We start from the raw sequence: 14,918 nt of genomic DNA, 5'->3' as shown, positions 1-14,918 counted from the left end.
CGCTGACGAGGCATGAATGAAAGCTGCCCCAAAAAAAGTAATCTCATCAATCCAATAAACACTCCATGTTTTATATAGAGTTAAGAGGAGGAAATCATGAGTAACCATAATCAAAAACAATTGAGAAAAGACGTTGCCCCTTTTGAAAAATCCAATATTAAATCAAGTGTAAAACAACTTATAAATACTTTTCCGCCATTTTTTCTATTATGGTTTTTAGCTTATCAAAGCTTATCGATTTCATATTGGCTGACCCTGGCCTTTTCGGTTCTTGCTTCAGGGTTCGTGGTCAGGATCTTCATCATATTCCATGATTGCTGTCATCAATCGTTCTTCAAAAGCAGGAAAGCGAACAATATCCTAGGTACAATCAGTGGGATCGTCACATTATTTCCGTATGAGCAATGGAAGCATAGTCATTCCATACATCATGCAACCAGCAGTAATTTAAACAAACGCGGTACAGGAGATATTTGGATCATGACCGTTGATGAATATATAGCTGCAACATTCTGGGGACGTCTAGCTTACCGTTTATATAGAAATCCGATCGTCATGTTTGGATTAGGGCCATTTTATCTATTCCTTGTATCGAATCGCCTGAATGTAAAAGGTGCAAGAAAGAAAGAACGCATGAATACGTATTTGACCAATGCAGCCATCGTTGTGATTTATGGTTTATTATGTTTGGCTATCGGATGGCAGGCATTCTTGATGATCCAAGTACCGCTTCTTTTTGTAACGGGATCATTGGGTATCTGGCTGTTCTATGTACAGCATCAGTTTGAAGATTCTTATTTCGAAGAGGAATCAGAATGGGATTACGTGAAGGCTGCCATTGATGGAAGTTCTTATTATAAGCTTCCAAAGATTTTACAATGGGTAACAGGAAATATCGGTTTCCATCACGTGCATCACCTTAGTCCAAGAGTACCAAACTATAATCTGGAAAAAGTCCATGATTCCACCTTGCCTTTGCAAAAGGCAACGACAATCACTCTTGGTTCAAGCTTAAAATCGCTTCGCTTCCGCCTTTATGATGGCGAAAACAAAACGTTTGTAAGTTTTAAAGAGATTAAGCAACGTCTAAACGATACAAAACCAAAGGTAGGAATCAATAACAAACGTCCAAGCCTTCAAGAAAAATAAATAGTTTATTAAAAAACCATTCAATTTCCATTGGATGGTTTTTTGATAAAACCCTGTAGTATATACTAGAAGAAAAGAAAATGAGGCTGCGCCATGCAAAGTTGGTATCATATTTTTCCGAAAAACACAGGGCTAAGCCCATATGTGTGGATCATTTTTTGTATCCTTCCTTTTTATTTCATTTTTAAATCTTCATCGATGCTGGAAATTGTTTTTGGAATCGTCATGATCATTTTATTTTTCATTTCATATGGCCTCTCATTCGTTTCGAAGGGATGGCCCGTATACGTTTGGACTGCGATACAAATAGTCATATCCATTTCCATGACCATATTTTTCAGCTACATTTACTTTTCACTTTTTTTAGCCTTCTTTATTGGGAATGTTCAAAATAAGGTTGGTTTTTTCGTATTATATTCAATCCAGCTATTAGCTACCATCGTATCAGTCAACATTGGGTTCATCATGAAAGATCCTACCTTCTTTTCGCAATTTCCCTTTATGCTCATTTGTGTAGTTGGCGTGATCCTCCTCCCATTCAACACTTATAATCGGAATAAACGGGATAGGCTGGAAGAACAATTGGAAGATGCACATAAAAGAATATCCGAGCTTGGCAAAATGGAAGAACGTCAGCGTATTGCTCGTGATTTACATGATACACTTGGTCAAAAGCTTTCTTTGATAGGCTTGAAAAGTGACCTTGCAGGGAAATTGATCGATTTAAATCCGGATTCTGCTAGGAAGGAAATCAAGGATATCCGCCAAACGGCGAGGACGGCACTTAAAGAAGTACGGGAAATGGTATCAGAAATGCGTGGGGCCAAGCTAAGTGATGAAATCATCCGGATCAGACAAATATTGAAAGCGGCAGAGATAGATTTCAATTTGGAAGGCACCACGGAATTGCAAGATACCCCATTGCTTGTTGAAACGGTTTTAAGCATGTGTTTGAAAGAAGCGGTTACCAATATCATCAAACATAGCCGTGCCGACTCCTGTAATATCGTTATAGAAGAATTACAGACAGGAGTGACGATCAAAGTCCAGGATAATGGAGTGGGGCTCTCACATAAATCAGAGTTTTTTAAAGGCAATGGACTTCAAGGCATGAAAGAAAGGCTTGAATTCGTTAACGGCAGCCTGGATATTCTATCAACCGATGGAACCACTCTCTATATTAGGGTTCCGAATGCAATAAAAAATAATGGATAGGTGGGATTAACATTGATTCGAATCGTAATTGCTGAAGACCAGCGGATGCTGCTTGGTGCACTGGGTTCTATCCTTGATTTGGAAGAGGATATGGAAGTTGTCGGAAAAGCGAGCAATGGGGAAGAAGCAATGAATCTCGTCAATCGTTTAAAGCCGGATATCTGCATTACGGATATTGAAATGCCAGTTAAAACCGGGCTTGATGTAGCAGAAGAGATCAAGAATCAGGGCCATCAATGCAAAGTCATCATTTTAACCACTTTTGCACGTCCTGGATATTTTGAAAGAGCCAGAAAGGCCGAGGTAGGGGGATATCTTCTGAAGGATAGCCCAAGTGAGGAATTGGCGAACTCGATCCGTGTCATCATGGATGGTCGGCGCATTTATGCTCCTGAGCTGGTGGATATGGCTTATGAAGAAGAGAACCCTTTGACTGAGAGAGAGTGTCAAGTACTGAAGTTGATAGCAGATGGTAAGAATACAAAGGAAATTGCCAGCCAGCTTTATTTGACTAATGGGACGGTTCGCAATTATATTTCGGTGATTCTCGATAAATTGGATGTAAGTAATCGTGTTGAAGCGATTGTAAGATTCAAGGAAAAAGGCTGGTCAAAAGATTGATTAAAGGGTTTGCCAAGAGGGAGATCCTTTTTGGCGTGAGCATGTCGGCTTCGTAAATCAGAATCAAAAAACACATGGTTTGGGTTAGGATATGATATATTAATTTTTATTCATTAGTATAGGAAGGAGATGACCATTATGCAAAAAGCTACATTTGCTGGAGGCTGTTTTTGGTGCATGGTGACACCATTTGAAGAACAACCCGGAATTGGGGGAATCGTATCCGGTTATATGGGAGGACAGGTTGAAAACCCAACTTACGAGGAAGTGAAGACGGGAAAAACGGGTCATTATGAAGTCGTTGAAATCACTTTCGATCCTCGATTATTCCCTTATGAAAGACTGCTGGAACTGTATTGGCAGCAGATTGATCCAACAGACGACGGGGGTCAATTCCATGACAGGGGAAGTCAGTATTTAACGGCCATCTTCTATCATGATGAAGTTCAAGAAAAATTGGCCAATGAAGCAAAAGAACAGGTAGCAGCAAGCGGGAAGTTCAAGAAACCGATTGTAACGGAAATCCTTCCGGCACAAACCTTCTATCCTGCAGAGGAATACCATCAAGACTATCATAAAAAAAACAAAGAAGATTATAAAGCGGACCGTGAAAAGTCAGGACGCGATGAATTCATTGACCAACATTGGGTTGGTAAATAAAAAGGACCGGGTGTGTGTTTTCACATCCGGTTCTTTTTATTGAAAGGACATGGACCTTTCATGCGTAATTCATGTGAAGCATTTGCTTAACGCAAATGAAATAATAAAAGCCTTTATAAGGTTTTTATACGAAGGGTTAAATTTCTCATGATATTTTCATTTTTGTTCAGTACACTAAGGGGTAGGTGGTGGTAATCATGAATAAAAGGATTTTAATTATAGAAGATGAAGAAAAAATCGCGAGGGTCCTAGAACTGGAACTTAAACATGAGGGTTATCAAACTGAATCGGCTTTTACCGGAAAAGCAGGTCTGGAGAAGGCGGAAGCAAAAGAGTGGGATTTAATCTTATTGGATGTGATGCTGCCCGAGTTGAATGGCATAGAAGTACTTAGGCGTTACCGGAAAAAGAATGACGCAACACCAGTCATCCTTTTAACGGCAAGGGATGCCGTACCTGATAAGGTGAATGGCCTGGACCATGGTGCAAATGATTATGTAACGAAACCGTTTGAAATTGAGGAACTGCTGGCCCGAATTCGAGCTTGTTTTCGTATGAATACAGGAAAAGCGCAATCTGATGATAAAGCGGATAGTCTCATTGTTCATGATCTGCAATTAAATTTAGGAACAAGGGACATTCTCAGGCATGGCAAAAGGATTGAACTGACTTCCCGCGAATTCGACCTGCTTGTTTATCTTTTGCAAAATAAAAACCAAGTATTGTCTAGGGACCAAATCCTGACCAATGTTTGGGGATATGACTTTGTAGGGGATACGAATGTGGTTGATGTGTATATCCGTTATTTACGGAAAAAAATTGATTATCCGTTTGACTTGCAGCTGATACATACTTATCGCGGTGTAGGTTATAGCTTGAAGGAGCCAATATGAAGATTCGGACGAAAATCCAATCGTATTCCAGTCTTTTTTTAAGCGTCATGCTCATATTGTTGAGTATCATCGTTTTAATCGCCTTTTTTTGGATATCGGTTGAGAGGGAACAGGATCTGCTTGAAGATCAAGCTTCGTTGATTGAAGAGAATATCCTGACGAAAGATTTGATTTCCGGTGATCCCGATTTATTGGAGCCATATACCCCAGACGATGGAATGGTGCGGATATTTGACACTGATGGAAGGTTGATAAAGTCATTTACGGATGAAGAAGACCTTCAGGGGTTTAAGGTTCAATCGGTTAACGATAAAGGATTTGATTTCACGAAGGCTGACGGGGACTATATGTTGACTTATCGGCATCCTTATCCCGAAGAAGGAAAGAAGCTAGGGATGATCGAGGTCATACAGCCGCAGGATACGCTCTTTGATCATTTATCGACTCTCTCTCTTGTATTAGGTGGTGCATCGCTTTTTGTCATTCTTTTATCCATTCTTGCTGGTAAGTGGCTGGCCAATCAAATTCTTAAACCAATTTCCATCATGAGCGGGACAATGATGGATATAGAGAAAAGTGGAGAATTCAAACGGATTCCGTTATCGGATCAATCAAAGGACGAGCTACAGGTAATGGGAGCTTCATTCAACATGATGATAGAAAGGCTGGAACGGAATTATAATCAACAGCAGCAATTCCTTTCGGATGCTTCACATGAATTGAAAACACCGATAACTGTCATTGAGAGCTATTCCTCACTATTGAAGCGCTGGGGAATGAAGGATGAGGCGATTCAGGAAGAGGCAGTGGAGGCGATCCATCATGAAGCGATCCGAATGAAACAGCTGACGGAACATCTTCTGCGGGCGGCTTCCCAAGCGGAACCTACAGTCGATATGGAGGAAAAAATCGAACTTATATCATTTTGTGAACAGATTGCCCAAACGTTTAGACGGACGGGGAATCGTGAAATAAAGATCCAATGCGAGTTTAAGGAAATATATGCTATGAGCATATCCAGTAAGCTTGAACAGGTATTGGTCATCCTTTTGGACAATGCCATGAAATACAGTGAATCGGGAATAAGAATCATGATAAAACGGCAGGGAAATGATATTTTCATTGGCGTGAAAGATCAAGGTCCGGGTATATCACCAGAACATCTCCCGCATGTATTTGAACGGTTTTATCGTGTGGATTCATCGAGAGCGAGGAAAACGGGAGGCAATGGACTCGGTCTTTCCATCGCGCAATCACTTGCCGAGTCATTTGACGGCAAATTGGAGATTCAAAGCGAAGTGGGGGAAGGAACGGTGGTGACGATCATTCTTTCTCATCAAATTCTAATCTAGCGTTCATGTTCGTTTCATGAAGAATGGTTATTCTTAAGGTAACAAATTAAAGGAGGAATTCATTCATGAAAGAGCAGTGGAGCACAATAAAGGAAAGTATCATTCAAAGGAAAAAGGTAATCATGACGGTATCCATAGCAACTGTATTGCTTTTCGGCGGTGCTGCTGGAACGGCAGTATATGCAGTCAATAAGGGTGCGTTATCAGAGGACGAGGCTGTCAAAATGATTTCAGAAAAACTAGGTGGGGAAGTTACTCAATTTGAAAAGGATTGGGATCAGCCAATGACCTATGAAATGACAGTTAAGACGAAAGAAGGCTATCAAGATGTAGACGTGGATGCTGAAAAAGGAGAGATTCTTTCTCAGGAGATGGAAGACGATGATGAGGAGGAAATGAGTACACAACAAGCGGTGGAAACGGCAAAAATCAGCAGTGATCAAGCTGAAAAGATAGCCTTGAAAAAGGTGGATGGTCAAATAACGGATGTAGAGCTGGATTCTGAGAATGGCATCCTTGTATACGAGTTTGAAATAAACCAGGGGAAAAAGGAATATGATGTAGTAGTGGATGCCACCACGGGAGAAGTATTGAAAACCGAGTTGGATAATTAATCGAGTGATCGGTGAATTATGAATGATCTTGAACTGTAATGTATGAATGGATTTGCCATGAGGCAGATCCTTTTTTTTTGAACAATCTAACTTGCCAGGATGAACCGAAGCGGAATTTGTACGGGTATTGAAATCCCGCCCATTAAATAACCTCCAAGTAAAATCATATTAATTTCTGTCTTCTAGATCGTTTGGCGCTTAGTTTCCCATTTTCCAACATATATATGATTAAGAAGGAATTAAATAGAGGCATCGCGAATAGGGCAATTAAGGAATCTTATTCAATGGAGGAATGGCAATGGGGAATTTAGAAAGGGCACTCTCATTAAGAGGAAAGAAAGAATTCGAAAAATCCAATCGATTATTGATGGATCTGGCAAAGCAAAACCCCGTCGATGCAGTCATACAGTATCAGTGTGCCTGGAGTTTGGATATTCTAGGACGGGAGGTAAAGGCGGTGCCCTATTATGAAGCTGCCCTCAAATTAGGTTTGCCTGAAGAGGACGCAAAAGGGGCCTACCTAGGGTTAGGTAGCACATATCGCACCATTGGGGAATATGAAAAAGCAAGACAGACATTGGAATCCGGGCTGATGAGGTTTCCTGGGGATAAGTCTTTATTGGTATTCAGGGCCATGGCATTTTATAATTTGGGCCAACATGATCTTGCAATGGAATCCTTATTGAAGATAATTGCAGAAACCTCCAAGGATCAAGAAATACAATCTTATGCGAAGGCCATAGAATTCTATAGTGATAAACTGGATACAGTCTTCACATAATAGTGATCATCCCCAAACTATCCACAAAGCTTGCATAAAACAAATCATTCTTACATATCCGAAATGATTTAATCGACAAAATTCAACAAAAATGAAGGGAAATTTTTATCGATGGCTTGCTTTTAGCCATTTTACCGGATAAATGAATGTGGATAACCTTGGATTGTGGATAACTTTTCAGTGTTATTCACTACTTTTCCACAGGTAATCCACATATTCACGTTTATATGTTAAAAACACTGTAATGAGACTATGCAATCAGAAATTTGTTTTTGTAATGACTTAAGGCTAAAAGGGGATAAATATAGCGATAGCTATGATAATGGATATACAAAAAATCTGCCATTCCCTGCCCAGCTGGATAATCATTGGTCCAGCTATCTTGTTGACCGGCACGGATGAGATAGGAGATGCCGCTTTCAATTTCTGCTGTCGGCATATCGGATTGAGAAATCAATGCATCCACAGCCCAGGCTGTATGTGTCAGGGTACTGGTTCCGAGGGGGATATATTGTTCCTTGATGTCACTGTAACAAGATTCACCCCAGCCGCCATCTTTATTTTGAATTTTTTTCAACCAAGCTATGGCTTTTTGGATCGATGGATGTCGAGAGGATTGTCCTGCGGCCTTCATTCCAGTCAGTGCAGACCATGTGCCATATAGATAGCAGATTCCCCAGCGCCCATACCAGGATCCATCATGCTCCTGGTTCTCCAATAGCCAATCCACCGCTCTTCTGCTGACTTCTTCAGGCTTCTTCATATTTGTATAGTTCCCTAGGAATTCCAGCGTTCTCCCTGTTAAATCGGCTGTCGAAGGGTCAGTCAGGAGATATTTGGAACCCTCTACAGGAATGAAATGTAGCCATTTATGGTCGTTATTCCGTTCGAAGGCAGGAAATCCGCCATCATCATTTTGCATGGAAATCGTGAAGGAGACGCCACGCTGCCAGCTGTCCCGATTATCCGGTTTTTCTTGCAGTTGTTTAGCCAGCGCACGCAGTGAGGCAGTGGTATCATCCACGTCCGGATTCATTGTATTTAAATCAGAGAACCCCCAGCCACCTGGAATTGCGTTAGGGTTATGAATCAGCCAATCTCCATACATATAATGCTGGCGCGACAATAAGTACTGGTTTGCGGCCTCAACAGTTTGGTCTTTGGATGGGATTCCTGCTTCTTGAAGGGCGTAACTGATTAAGGAGGTATTCCAAACATGGGGCGTTGTAAACTGGATATGTGTGTGACCGTCAACAGAGCAGGCCATTCCCTTCAAACCAGCAACCGCTTTTAAAATCACCGGATCTTTTTTCGAATACCCAATTGAAAGGAGGGCAAAAATCATGAAAAAGGTAGAACCGAAATAATTGTACAGCGTTCCGTCTGGTTCCAGCCTGTCGAGCATAAACCTTTTCGTCGAATCCAAGGCTAAGGAATGTAAATAATCCGGATAACCAATTAACGTTTTGACACCTGATTGAAGTTTGGAGAAGAAGGATCGAAATTCGTCGGTACGATATTCCTCCCATGCATGTTCCTCTGAACGTTCCGCCCTTGTTTGAAATAAATCTTTTAAACTAGGTGTGTTCGTGGTATTGATCTGAAACTTTTTATGACCAAGTAAAAGCAGTGGAATCAGGTTGACCCGTCCATATACGGAAAGATCAAATATGCTGACGAGGAAGGTTGGCGGCAGTAAGACAACTTCGAGAGGAATGGGGAAAAAGCGGGGCCATTTATATTGTCCGGTGACTGTAAGCATCATTTTGGTTAACAATTTGGCCTGTTTGATTCCACCCTTGGAAAGAATGAATTGTTTGGCTTTCCTCATATGTGGATCCCGCTCATTTCGGAGTCCGCTAAAAAGAAGGCCATAGTAGGCCTCGATCGTAACTGTAACATTACCATCCTTCTCGTCTTGGAAAAGTTTCCATGAACCGTTATCCGTTTGCCTGCTTTCGATTCTTTTTACTAAAGCTTCTATAAGTGAAGCATCTTCCATATCTAAAACTTTCAATAATATAATCATATAGGCATCTGCCGTTATTCCAGTGTCAAAGGGATAATTCCACGAACCATCAGCGGATTGGTCCTGTTTTATGCAATCAACAAGACGGTTCATTTCCAATTGTATATGTTGGTTCAATGACGTTCCTCCTCTAAAACATTTTCAGTTTATATGTATATTCGGAAGTTCCTATTGCATTCAAGAAATAATTTTTGCCGGTCCGTTTCTGAACACATAAAACGCTTTGGCAATGAAAGCTGCCAAAGCGTCTTTTAGGTATTCTTCAAGAAGTACTATTTAACCGGTAATGAAGATTTTTGCATATAGCGGTAAATCGGGAGTTCTTTCCCCTTGTCAGCAGGGATGAAATTGAATGTTACATAACTGTCTATCCCTTCCGGTTCTAGTGCAAGGGAGATGAAGTTGGCGTCAGGCTGTGCCATGTCGAATACATAGCTACCTTTTGGGATATCCCGCATTTTCGATGTTACGGCGGTCGTGACTTCCCTTGTGGAATGTCCGCTTTCTAGTTCAGTTGACACCTTCAAATCCTTAACTCTATAGCTTTCGACGGATACTTTCATCGATTTTTTTAATTTTTTCACTTCTACACCCAATAGCTGAAGTTTCTTGGCGATATCTTTATATTCAGGTGGAAGGATATAAGCTGTCGGCCGATCTCTAACAAGGGTAGGGTAGGCTTCAGTAGAATCCACCCAATCAATGGAGGTATCGGCCAGTTTAGCTTTTGCTAAATCGACTACTGTCATTTTTTGATTCTTAATCAATTTGTTTTCGCTGGTAATGACAATTTTGTCCTTATCATTTACTTTTCGCCCTTTTTGTACGACTTCATTTTCTGCCTGCTTAACCGCCTTTTTAACTTTATTAGCCTGCTCGGCAGCCGTTTTTATGAATGCTGCCTGTGCAGTAGCTTGTGCAAAAACACGACGTTTAAAGTCTGCACGGCCAATATTGATTCCCCTTGTTTCAATTAAATAGGTCATTGTATTTTTCAAACCGAGGGCGTTTCGGCCGATCCGAGCTTCCGTACTCCCTTCAGTGGCGGTGAGGACTCCTTCATCAGAAGTATCGAGTGTATAGTAATCGTGATAGGAAAGCCTTTCTTTATCCAATGTCTTATAAACATTGGGTAATAGAAGTTCATCGGAAGCCTTTCGTAGCTGTTTTGGAATATTTAAATTTTTGGCTGAGGAGATGAGTAAATCATAGGAAGAAATCGATCCATTTGCACCTACCTTTTTAAGGGGGGCGGGATTCACAGTGTATTCATGTACATCAAGAATGACTTCAGGTTCGTACTCGTCGATGGACTGGTGTATCGTCTGAACTTCAGGGTACTCGACTTTTAAATAATCCCTATTCGCATCCATGTCATTGGAGGTATATCGTTTGAACTGATAAGAGCCGTCTGGATTCACGCGTGGGACAATGGCAATATTCACTTTATCAAGCACATCACCAAGCTTGCCTTCAGCCAACCATTGTGCAAGGACTAATGTAGATTCACCTGCAGCGGGCTCATTGCCATGAATCTGACCTTGTATCCATATCAATGGTTTATGGGTATCATTTTTCAGCTTTTTTGAATCCTTGCTGAAAAGTAGCATCGGGATATCGCGTCCTTCTGTGGATTTACCTAGTGTCTTGACTTGGATGTTCTTATTTTTACGGGTGAGGGACTTGATATAACCAATCATTTCTTCTTGGCTTGTAAAGGCAATCTTGCCTTGGTTAAAGGCAGGGGTCTTGAAAGAAACGTTAGATTCAGGGAAAAGGTAGGAGAGGTTATCAGGTTGAATATAGCTTGGACCATTTCCATAATAAGGGGTGAAATCTTCTGCCTTGGCGATGGTGTTCTGGCCAGGCAATCCAGTGACAAGACCTAGTGTGACAACTGATACGATGGTTGGTATGATTTTTTTCACGAACGTCCTCCTCATTTACCTTTTTCCATAAATTATCATATATATTGCTAGTTATACAGCATAAACACTGAAAATAGTAAAAAACAGGAAGTATCTACTAGATTGATAAATCCGTTCCATGGCTTGTAGCCCAGTAAGGTACACTCGGCTTCTTTTAATATATAGAGTGAATTTCGCAGGGAAAAAAGTGTGGGGAAGTTTTAGAAGGTTTTCCATAATAGGTGACTCTAAATCATCCGGCTAAACAAACGATAATAAAATAGTTGAAATTAAAAATAGGTACGGATCAAGCAATTAGCTTGGCCGGTACCTATTTTAATTCAGCTTGTAACTGATGTAAAAGATCCTTTGAATCTTCCCCGCTCAATATCTGGCCGTTCACTTTTGCGTAGGGGGTTGTCTTACAAAGTTTACATTCACTTAAGCATTCATATTCCTTATATTGAATCCTCGGATTCGCTAGGAACTTACCATAATCAGCAACAGTTTGTTCATTAAGGAAGCGATCTAAATTATTTTGGCAAAATTCAATCTGGATTTTCTCTTTTTTAGTGAACACTTTGGTAAGGAAGTTTTTCATCATATCGCTACTTTCGTTAGAAGAGTAAATATTTGTTATTTTGATTTTATCATTTTCTGAAACGAAATGCATGAAAGGATAATTCAAATTCACACAATAGACTATCCAGAATTTATCAAAGTAATTCCCTTGTATGTGTTGACACCTGTCAAAGAAATGATAGAATGAGAGTTAATGTGATAATGATAATGAATCTCATTATCACAAGTGGAAGATCCTTGTAACTATTGTAACTAATGATTCTGATTCAATGGGTGTTTACAATAGTCTGTATTCAGATATCTTTAATTAAAAATATTATCGCTGTATTTACTGAGATAGGAAGAGTAGGAAATGTAGATGAAGATAAGATATTTAGTCATGGCGTTAATTGTTTTATCATTTACGTCATTATTCATTGGTGTAAAAGATATTACCCCTCTTGATTTATTGAATCTAAGTGATGATAAAGTGCAAATCATGCTGCAAAGCCGTTTTCCTAGAATGGTGACGATAATCATTGCCGGCGTGGTGATGAGTATAAGCGGCCTGATCATGCAGCAATTGAGCCGCAATAAGTTTGTGTCACCGACGACTGCCGGTACCATGGATTCTGCAAGGCTCGGACTTCTTCTTGCCATTATCATTTTTCCATCGGCAGCACTTATCGAGAAAATGGCATTCGCTTTCATATTCGCATTGGCAGGTACATTCTTGTTCATGAAAATTCTTGATCAAGTGAAATATAAGGATACGATTTTCATCCCATTGGTTGGTTTGATGTTTGGCAATATCGTCGGATCTATCTCGACTTTCTTTGCCTATAAATATGATTTGATTCAAAGCCTCAACACTTGGATGAATGGGGATTTCTCGATGATCATGTCGGGAAGGTACGAACTTATATATGTAAGTATCCCACTAGTCATTCTCGCATACTTCTTTGCCAATAAATTCACTGTGGCAGGGATGGGTGAGGAGTTTGCTATCAATCTAGGACTCAATTATAAGCTTATCGTCAATTTTGGGTTAATCATCGTTGCTTTATCCTCAACTGTCGTCCTGTTAACGGTGGGAACGATTCCTTTCATAGGCTTGATCGTACCAAATATTGTATCCCTTTACCTTGGTGACAATTTGAAAAAGAGTCTTTCTCATACAGCATTGCTAGGGGCAGTATTCCTATTGATCTGCGATATTCTGGGCAGGATCCTCATATATCCATTTGAAATCCCGATCGGACTCGTGGTTGGTGTGATAGGAAGCGCCGTATTTATCTATCTGATAATGAGGAGAAAGGCATATGAATAATAAAATTAGAATCATTATATTAGCTGTTCTTGCAGCAGCTTTAACGGCAGGTTATATCTTTTGGGACCTTGGCCCGAATTGGGATTATGCACTGCCAAGAAGGGTTATCAAAATCATCGCCATCATTGTGGTTGGTTGTGCTATAGCTTTTTCAACAGTGATTTTCCAGACGGTCACGAATAATAAAATCCTGACACCAAGCATATTAGGGTTGGACTCCATGTATATGCTGATCCAAACGGGAGTGATTTTCCTCTTCGGTTCAACGCATATCATGATCATGAATAAAAATCTTAATTTCCTGATTACACTTGCGGCCATGCTTATTTTTTCCAGCCTGCTGTTCAAGTTCATGTTCAAGAAAAACCGCAATATTTACTTCCTATTGCTGATCGGCATCATCTTCGGGACCTTATTCGGCAGCATGTCTTCATTCATGCAGGTATTGATTGACCCGAATGAGTTTCAAATCATTCAAAATAAAATGTTTGCCAGCTTCAATAATGTCAACACGGACCTGTTAACGTTAGCCATTATCCTCATGATAGCGGCAATGATCTATTTCATGAGATTTTTGAAGTATTTAGATGTCATGTCCCTAGGAAGGGACCAAGCCATAAACTTGGGAGTGGATTATGATTTTGTCACGAAACGGGTTTTAATCGTCGTTACGATCTTAATCTCCATTTCAACGGCCCTGATCGGTCCGATCACGTTCCTCGGGTTACTTGTTGCAAATGTGGCCTATCAATTCATTAAGTCCTATCAACATAAACATATCATCCCGGGTGCGATGCTGATCAGTGTGATTGCCTTGGTCGGCGGCCAATTCATTGTAGAGAGGATCTTTACGTTCTCCACCACATTAAGTGTCATTATCAACTTTGTTGGCGGTGTCTATTTCATCTATCTTCTATTAAAGGAGAATAAATCATGGTAGAAGTGAAAAATTTATTCAAAAAATATAATAGTAAAACGGTTGTCGAGGATGTTTCCATTGAAATAATGAAAGGGAAAATCACATCCTTCATCGGTCCCAATGGAGCGGGGAAAAGTACCGTCCTTTCGATGATCAGCCGGCTCATTACCCGGGATTCGGGAGAAGTCCTGATCGATGGTAAGGATATGGGGAAATTCAATAGCAATGAACTTGCGAAGAAGATTGCCATCTTAAAGCAGGCTAACCACATCAATATCCGATTAACGATTCGTGAACTAGTTGCCTTTGGCCGTTTTCCGTATTCACAAGGCAAGTTGACCAAAGAGGATTGGAAATATGTCGATGAAGCGATTGAATATATGGAACTTGCAGACATGCAGGATAAGTTCCTTGACCAGCTTAGCGGCGGTCAGCAACAGCGGGCATTCATTGCCATGGTTATTGCTCAGAACACGGAGTATGTACTTCTTGATGAACCCCTGAACAATCTTGACATGAAGCATTCCGTCCAAATCATGAAGGTATTGAGGAGATTGGCCGATGAATTAGGGAAAACGGTCATTATCGTCATTCATGACATTAATTTTGCATCCTGTTATTCCGACTATATTGTCGCACTGAAGGACGGCAAGGTTGTTCATAATGGACCTACCGAGCAAGTCATCAATTCCAATGTATTAAAGGAAATCTACGATATGGATATTGAAATCCAAAATATCAATGATAATAAGATCTGTGTGTACTTCACTTAAGACAATTCCATTTGGTTTTAAATTACTTCAGTATTCGTAGCCGTCCCAGAATCACCTCTTACGCTCATTAGGCTGTTAAGAGTTGGCGGGCGCCCAAGACTTTAGCCGCCTCCT

Annotated in this window: 14 protein-coding genes; 11 read left to right on the top strand and 3 right to left on the bottom strand. The window is 40.5% G+C overall.

Annotated elements, in window-relative coordinates:
* Positions 1-96 precede the first annotated feature (96 nt).
* From ACQKMH_RS17295 to ACQKMH_RS17260, 8 genes are all read left to right on the top strand, one after another.
* The gene (locus tag ACQKMH_RS17295; protein WP_427588713.1) at positions 97-1,149 is read left to right on the top strand and encodes a fatty acid desaturase; all 1,053 of its coding nucleotides are present in this window, start codon (positions 97-99) and stop codon (positions 1,147-1,149) included.
* Between the two features lie 93 nt (positions 1,150-1,242).
* A complete protein-coding gene (locus ACQKMH_RS17290) occupies positions 1,243-2,364 on the top strand; it encodes a sensor histidine kinase (protein ID WP_427588712.1) in 1,122 nt (373 codons plus the stop codon).
* A gap of 12 nt (positions 2,365-2,376) precedes the next feature.
* Positions 2,377-2,985, top strand: coding sequence for a response regulator transcription factor (locus ACQKMH_RS17285; RefSeq protein WP_230158970.1), 609 nt, complete (start codon positions 2,377-2,379; stop codon positions 2,983-2,985).
* Between the two features lie 138 nt (positions 2,986-3,123).
* A complete protein-coding gene (msrA, locus tag ACQKMH_RS17280) occupies positions 3,124-3,645 on the top strand; it encodes a peptide-methionine (S)-S-oxide reductase MsrA (protein ID WP_427588711.1) in 522 nt (173 codons plus the stop codon).
* Between the two features lie 197 nt (positions 3,646-3,842).
* On the top strand, positions 3,843-4,538 hold the full coding sequence (locus tag ACQKMH_RS17275) for a response regulator transcription factor (RefSeq protein ID WP_427588710.1): 696 nt from the start codon (positions 3,843-3,845) through the stop codon (positions 4,536-4,538).
* Entirely contained in the window at positions 4,535-5,890 is a 1,356-nt protein-coding gene (locus tag ACQKMH_RS17270; RefSeq protein ID WP_427588709.1) for an ATP-binding protein, read from the top strand. Before ACQKMH_RS17275 ends, ACQKMH_RS17270 begins: the two co-directional genes overlap by 4 nt.
* Positions 5,891-5,955: 65 nt before the next feature.
* Positions 5,956-6,504: a PepSY domain-containing protein gene (locus ACQKMH_RS17265; RefSeq protein ID WP_427588708.1), complete on the top strand. Its 549-nt coding sequence runs from the start codon at positions 5,956-5,958 to the stop codon at positions 6,502-6,504.
* A 298-nt stretch (positions 6,505-6,802) separates the two neighbouring features.
* A complete protein-coding gene (locus tag ACQKMH_RS17260) occupies positions 6,803-7,285 on the top strand; it encodes a tetratricopeptide repeat protein (protein ID WP_427588707.1) in 483 nt (160 codons plus the stop codon).
* Between the two features lie 250 nt (positions 7,286-7,535).
* On the opposite strand, the gene shc is transcribed toward ACQKMH_RS17260, so the two are convergent.
* From shc to ACQKMH_RS17245, 3 genes are all read right to left on the bottom strand, one after another.
* Entirely contained in the window at positions 7,536-9,431 is a 1,896-nt protein-coding gene (gene shc / locus ACQKMH_RS17255; protein ID WP_427588706.1) for a squalene--hopene cyclase, read from the bottom strand.
* A gap of 155 nt (positions 9,432-9,586) precedes the next feature.
* A complete protein-coding gene (locus ACQKMH_RS17250; RefSeq protein ID WP_427588705.1) occupies positions 9,587-11,242 on the bottom strand; it encodes a M14 family metallopeptidase in 1,656 nt (551 codons plus the stop codon).
* A 310-nt stretch (positions 11,243-11,552) separates the two neighbouring features.
* A complete protein-coding gene (locus ACQKMH_RS17245; RefSeq protein ID WP_427588999.1) occupies positions 11,553-11,822 on the bottom strand; it encodes a DUF1450 domain-containing protein in 270 nt (89 codons plus the stop codon).
* A gap of 339 nt (positions 11,823-12,161) precedes the next feature.
* On the opposite strand from ACQKMH_RS17245, the gene ACQKMH_RS17240 reads away from it, so the two are divergent.
* Genes ACQKMH_RS17240 through ACQKMH_RS17230 form a run of 3 tightly spaced genes read left to right on the top strand, consistent with a single transcriptional unit; the run spans position 12,162 to position 14,804 of the window.
* Positions 12,162-13,112 carry an ABC transporter permease gene (locus ACQKMH_RS17240; protein WP_427588704.1) on the top strand — a complete coding sequence of 317 codons (951 nt, stop codon included), beginning with the start codon at positions 12,162-12,164 and terminating at the stop codon, positions 13,110-13,112.
* Positions 13,105-14,052 carry an iron chelate uptake ABC transporter family permease subunit gene (locus ACQKMH_RS17235; RefSeq protein WP_427588703.1) on the top strand — a complete coding sequence of 316 codons (948 nt, stop codon included), beginning with the start codon at positions 13,105-13,107 and terminating at the stop codon, positions 14,050-14,052. Before ACQKMH_RS17240 ends, ACQKMH_RS17235 begins: the two co-directional genes overlap by 8 nt.
* The gene (locus ACQKMH_RS17230; RefSeq protein ID WP_098371510.1) at positions 14,046-14,804 is read left to right on the top strand and encodes an ABC transporter ATP-binding protein; all 759 of its coding nucleotides are present in this window, start codon (positions 14,046-14,048) and stop codon (positions 14,802-14,804) included. The genes ACQKMH_RS17235 and ACQKMH_RS17230 overlap by 7 nt, the downstream gene beginning before the upstream one ends.
* The last annotated feature ends 114 nt before the right edge of the window (positions 14,805-14,918 follow it).

This window comes from Peribacillus sp. NPDC097895 (genome assembly GCF_050277555.1).
Classification (GTDB): domain Bacteria; phylum Bacillota; class Bacilli; order Bacillales; family DSM-1321; genus Peribacillus.
This window is presented reverse-complemented; position numbering and strand designations above follow the sequence as displayed.

Bases quoted from the DNA above. Each gene is read 5' to 3' on its own strand.
- ACQKMH_RS17295 (WP_427588713.1), top strand. From the start codon at position 97: ATGAGTAACCATAATCAAAAACAATTGAGAAAAGACGTTGCCCCTTTT.
- msrA (WP_427588711.1), top strand. From the start codon at position 3,124: ATGCAAAAAGCTACATTTGCTGGAGGCTGTTTTTGGTGCATGGTGACA.
- ACQKMH_RS17275 (WP_427588710.1), top strand. From the start codon at position 3,843: ATGAATAAAAGGATTTTAATTATAGAAGATGAAGAAAAAATCGCGAGG.
- ACQKMH_RS17235 (WP_427588703.1), top strand. From the start codon at position 13,105: ATGAATAATAAAATTAGAATCATTATATTAGCTGTTCTTGCAGCAGCT.
- ACQKMH_RS17265 (WP_427588708.1), top strand. From the start codon at position 5,956: ATGAAAGAGCAGTGGAGCACAATAAAGGAAAGTATCATTCAAAGGAAA.
- ACQKMH_RS17245 (WP_427588999.1), bottom strand. From the start codon at position 11,822: ATGAAAAACTTCCTTACCAAAGTGTTCACTAAAAAAGAGAAAATCCAG.
- ACQKMH_RS17240 (WP_427588704.1), top strand. From the start codon at position 12,162: ATGAAGATAAGATATTTAGTCATGGCGTTAATTGTTTTATCATTTACG.
- ACQKMH_RS17290 (WP_427588712.1), top strand. From the start codon at position 1,243: ATGCAAAGTTGGTATCATATTTTTCCGAAAAACACAGGGCTAAGCCCA.
- ACQKMH_RS17270 (WP_427588709.1), top strand. From the start codon at position 4,535: ATGAAGATTCGGACGAAAATCCAATCGTATTCCAGTCTTTTTTTAAGC.
- ACQKMH_RS17230 (WP_098371510.1), top strand. From the start codon at position 14,046: ATGGTAGAAGTGAAAAATTTATTCAAAAAATATAATAGTAAAACGGTT.
- ACQKMH_RS17260 (WP_427588707.1), top strand. From the start codon at position 6,803: ATGGGGAATTTAGAAAGGGCACTCTCATTAAGAGGAAAGAAAGAATTC.